General features: G+C 65.5%; 3 protein-coding genes and 2 pseudogenes. All 5 read left to right on the forward strand.

Annotated features, from left to right (window positions below; translation table 11 throughout):
* Positions 1–423 (forward strand): annotated as a pseudogene (locus AX702_RS22400) (flagellar basal-body MS-ring/collar protein FliF); the annotation flags it as partial.
* Positions 424–428: 5 nt separating this feature from the next.
* On the forward strand, positions 429–779 hold the full coding sequence (gene fliN / locus AX702_RS04120) for a flagellar motor switch protein FliN (RefSeq protein WP_082745969.1): 351 nt from the start codon (positions 429–431) through the stop codon (positions 777–779).
* Positions 780–784: 5 nt separating this feature from the next.
* The gene (locus AX702_RS04125) at positions 785–2,128 is read left to right on the forward strand and encodes a sigma-54-dependent transcriptional regulator (RefSeq protein WP_066776510.1); all 1,344 of its coding nucleotides are present in this window, start codon (positions 785–787) and stop codon (positions 2,126–2,128) included.
* A 21-nt stretch (positions 2,129–2,149) separates the two neighbouring features.
* Positions 2,150–4,231: a flagellar biosynthesis protein FlhA gene (flhA, locus tag AX702_RS04130; RefSeq protein WP_066776516.1), complete on the forward strand. Its 2,082-nt coding sequence runs from the start codon at positions 2,150–2,152 to the stop codon at positions 4,229–4,231.
* Positions 4,232–4,305: 74 nt separating this feature from the next.
* Positions 4,306–4,835, forward strand: a pseudogene (locus tag AX702_RS22805) (hypothetical protein); the annotation flags it as partial.

A 4,835-nucleotide genomic window follows, 5' to 3' on the forward strand; every position in this document is an offset into this window, starting at 1 on the left:
GCTGCCGACGACACCCTGGCGGACAAGGAAGAAAGTGTCTTCTCCCTCGTCACCACGGATCAGATCCTTGGTTTGCTGAAATTCCTGGTGATTGCCGGCGTCGGGCTGATCGCGCTTCGCATGCTGAAACCGCGCCGCGCCGACGCGGATGCCGCGCCCGGCCAGGTCGAAACGCTTCTTCATCCGCAAGGGCCGGAACTTGCCCGGCTGACCGCTCAGGCTGCCCAAGGTGATCCGGCCGCGATCCAGCAACTCGATGCTTTGCAGGATGCCGCCCCCGCCGTGCCGATGCTCGATGAGGAAATCGCGCTCGCCCAGGTCGACGGCCGCATCAAGGGCTCCGCCCTCAAGAAGATTGGCGACGCGATTCAGGCAAGCCCGCCTGAAGCCGCCGCCGTGATCCGCCAATGGATGAACGCATGATGGAAATGTCGATGAACAACGAAGATCACGCGCAGCTTCTGACGGCGGAAAGCACCGCCAGCCCGCTGTTCGAGGATTTCGGTGCCGGTGCCGACGACAGCGGCAATCCCGACGAGATCGGGCTCGAGGCCGTTCACGAGGTGCCCGTCAAGGTTCAGGCCGTCCTTGGGCGTTCGCGCCTGCCGATCGGCGATCTGCTGCGCCTGAAGGCCGGCGCGATCATGGAGCTCGACCGCCGCGTCGGTGAGCCGGTCGACGTCTTCGTGAACGATCGCCTGATCGCGCGCGGCGAGGTGGTGATGATCGACAACTCGCTGGGCGTGACGCTCACCGAAATCACCCGGCCGGAGCGCTGAGGCGGATGACTCAACCGAATGCAACTCGTCTGCTTCTCGTCGGTCAACCCGGCAGCGAGTTCCGGCTCGCCGCGGAGATGGCGCGGGACGCAGGGGCGCATGTCGACATGGCGGATGCCCCCGCCCAAGCGCTGGCGCTGCTTCGATCCGATGGGGCGATGATGGTGATGATCGATGTCGGCCTTGATGCTGCCGGCTTCATCGCCCAGCTGCGCGCCGAGCGTTTCACCCTGCCGGTGATCGCATGCGGCATCAACGCGTCCGCGGATCAGGCGGTCAGCGCCATCCGCGCCGGTGCCCGCGATTATGTACCCCTGCCGCCGGAGCGCTCGCTGATCGCTGCCGCCATCGCCTCCATCGCGCCGACCGCCTCTTCGGTGATCCTCGGTGAAGATCCGGCGCTGGCACGAGCGGTGTCGTTCGGGCTCAGCATGGCCACCGCGCGCGTTCCCGTGTTGCTTTGCGGCGAGCGCAGCACGGGCAAGGAACTGCTGGCACGCCACATCCACGACGCGTCCGGCTGTTCGGGACGGTTCGAGATCGTGGAATGCGCCGGCGCTTCCCCGGAGGTGATCGCATCCGAGCTGTTCGGGCATGAGGCAGGTGCGTTTCCTGGTGCCGTCGCGCGGCGCGTTGGGCGATTGGAGAAGGCGCATAAGGGGACGCTGCTGTTGCGCAACGTCGATCTTCTCCCCCCGACGATCCAGGCCGATCTCGCCCATGCCCTGCGCAGCGGTGTGATCCGGCGAATGAACGGCACCGCTTCAATCGCGCTCGATGCGCGTCTGATGGTCAGCGCAACAACCTCCCTTGCCGATCGTGTCGCGGCCGGCACCTTCCGCGCCGATCTGGTGTCGCACCTGGAACTGGTGCAGCTCTGCCTCCCGCCCCTGCGCGAGCGTGGGCAAGATATCCTGTGCCTCGCGCTGCGGCAGATCGAAGACGCCTCCTGTGCGGAGCAGCGGCCCGCTCCCGCCTTGTCGGAAGAAGCGGCCGCAGCGCTGCTTGACTATGACTGGCCGGGAAACGTCCGGGAACTTCAGGACGTGATGCACCGCGCGGTTCTGCTGGCCCGCGGAAATGCGATCGAGCCGAGCGACCTGGTTCTCACCGACGGGCGTCAGCTCGCGCCCGCCGCGCCTCGCATGGGACTCGGTCTGCCGAAGGTCGAGAGCCTCGTTGGCCGCACGGTGGAGGAGGTCGAACGCGAGCTGATTCTCCAGACGCTGGAACATTGCCACGGCAACCGGACCTCGGCTTCCAGCATCCTGGGCATTTCGGTCCGCACCATGCGCAACAAGCTCAAGAGCTTCATCGAGGCGGGTATCGCCGTCTCGCCTGCCGCCTGACCTCAGATCGGGACGATCCTCATGCCGCCACAACTCACCTCCTTGTTCCAGCGCATGGGCGCGAACCGCGACATGGCACTGGCGGTCGGCGTGATCGCCATCATCGCCATGCTGATCCTGCCGATGCCGGGGTGGCTGCTCGATTTCGGCATTGCGCTCTCGATCACCGCATCGGTCATGATCCTGATGACGGCGCTGTTCATCGAAAAGCCGCTTCAGCTTTCCGCATTCCCAACGATCCTGCTTGTCGTGACGATGCTGCGGCTCGGCCTCAACATCGCTTCGACCCGCCTAATCCTGGGACATGGGCATGAAGGGCCAGGCGCCGCCGGCGGCGTGATCCACGCGTTCGGCGAGTTTCTGATCGGCGGCGAAACGGTGATCGGCATCACCATCTTCGCCATCCTGATCGTCATCAACTTCGTCGTTATCACCAAGGGTGCCGGCCGCATCGCCGAGGTCGCCGCGCGCTTCAGCCTGGACTCCATGCCGGGCAAGCAGATGGCGATCGACGCGGACCTTTCGGCCGGGATGATTGATGAGACCACGGCGCGCGAACGCCGCTCGGAGGTCGAGGCCGAAAGCGGCTTCTACGGAGCGATGGACGGCGCGTCGAAGTTCGTGAAGGGCGATGCCGTCGCCGCGCTGATGATCACCGCCATCAACGTGCTGGTCGGCCTCATCATGGGTGTCGCGGTGCACGGCGTTCCCTTTGGCGAGGCGTTCCACACCTATACGTTGCTGACGGTGGGCGATGGCTTGGTCAGCCAGGTGCCCGCGCTGATCGTGTCGATCGCGGCCGGCATGCTGGTGTCCAAGGGCGGCGTGACCGGCAAGACCGGTGCGGCGCTGGGCGAGCAGCTTGGCCGCTACCCGAAGGCGTTCGGGATGGTCGCGTTCCTGATGGGTGCGCTGGCGCTGATTCCTGGCCTCCCCTTCATCCCGTTCGCGGCCTTTGCCGGGCTGAGCGGCTGGGTCGCGTGGAAGATGAGCAAGGAGGCCGACCTGCGCGCTGCGCAGGCCGTTCGTGACCAGGTAGCGGCCGAAGCCGCCGCAGTCCCGGCCGAAGAGCCCATCTCACGTACCCTGGCGATCGACGCCTGCCGCATCGAGATCGGCTATGCGCTGCTCCCGATCATCAACGACGCGCAGCGCGAGCCGCGCCTTGACGATCAGGTGCGCGCACTGCGGCGGCAGATGGCTACCGATTATGGTTTCGTCCTCCCCTCCGTGCGGATCATCGACAACATGGCCCTGAAGGCCAGCGAGTATGTCGTCTACATCAAGGAGACCGAGGCGGCGCGTGGCGAGATCCGGCTGGACAAGCTGCTGGTGATCAATCCCGGCGGCGCCAATGTCGGCATCCCCGGCGAAGTGACACGCGAGCCGGTCTTCAATCTCCCCGCTCTGTGGATCGAGCCCGAACTGCGCGAGGAAGCCGGTTTTCGCGGCCTCACGGTTGTGGATTGCGGCACCATCATCACCACCCATCTGACCGAGCTGGTGAAGGACAATATCGCCGATCTGCTGAGCTATACCGAAACACAAAAGCTCTTGAACGAAGTGCACAAGGAATCGGAGAAGCTGGTCGGAGACATTGTGCCGTCCAAGATCTCCGTTTCGGGCGTGCAGCGGATCCTGCAGAACTTGTTGAGCGAAGGCGTCTCCATTCGCGACATTCCCACGATCCTTGAGGGGATCGCGGAATCCGCGCCGCTGACGTCCAATCTCACGCAGATAACTGAGCACGTTCGCAGCCGGCTGTCGCGGCAGATTTCGGCGCAACAGGCGCGCGACGGCTCCATTCCCATCGTCACCCTGTCAGGCGAGTGGGACGCTGCCTTCGCCGAAAGCATCATCGGCCAAGGCGATGATCGGCAGCTCGCGATGGCTCCCTCGCACCTGCAGGCCTTTATCGCAGCGCTGCGCGGCACGCTCGATGCCCTGGCGCAGCAGGGCGACATTCCCTGCCTGCTGACCAACCCGTCTATCCGACCCTTCGTGCGCTCGATTATTGAACGTGTTCGCCCGGCAACGGTGGTTCTGTCGCAGAACGAGATCCACTCCCGAGCGCGGATCCGCTCTTTGGGCACGATCGGCTGAGCCGAACGCCCGCAGCGGCTGCAACACTCTATAATGAAGGAATGAGGCCCTTTGCGGGTCGGGCGAGGCGCTAAATGACGATTGTCGCAAGCTTTTTCTCCGCGCCGGCCACCGGCATGCTCGCTGTCTCGCAACCAACGCAGCTGATGGGCACCACAGCGGGCTTTTCGCAGGATGTCGACGCCGTTCTGAGGGTTTCGAACACCTTGGTTTCGGCCGGCACCCCCGTGCCCGCCGCCGCGCCTGTTCCTGCTGTCATCCCCGTCGCGCAAATCACAGCACCGGCCGTTGCCACGCCCGCGCCAGGGAAGTCGCAGGTGCAGCCGCCACCCGTCATGATCGAGGAAGCGACCACTCCGCTCCCTAACAACGCTGCTTTGACCGATGGCCGCGCTACCCCGGGCACCCCTCAGTTCCAAACGCGCCTGCAACCGACACCGGCAACGTCGCCCACACCTGCGCAGACGCCGCCGCTTGCCGCGACCCAGCCAAGCTCCGTCGACCCGGCATCCCCTCCGCCGGCAGCGCCGACTACGCCGACACTTGCAGCGGCTCGGGAGGACAAACCCGTCGCGCCCGACGGCGGCCAGCGTCCTCCCGCCAC

It is taken from the genome of Sphingomonas sp. CCH5-D11 (assembly GCF_001557395.1).
Lineage (GTDB): Bacteria > Pseudomonadota > Alphaproteobacteria > Sphingomonadales > Sphingomonadaceae > Sphingomonas.

Excerpts from the sequence above, each read along its gene's own strand:
- flhA (WP_066776516.1), top strand. The coding sequence starts at position 2,150 with ATGCCGCCACAACTCACCTCCTTGTTCCAGCGCATGGGCGCGAACCGC.
- fliN (WP_082745969.1), top strand. The coding sequence starts at position 429 with ATGTCGATGAACAACGAAGATCACGCGCAGCTTCTGACGGCGGAAAGC.
- AX702_RS04125 (WP_066776510.1), top strand. The coding sequence starts at position 785 with ATGACTCAACCGAATGCAACTCGTCTGCTTCTCGTCGGTCAACCCGGC.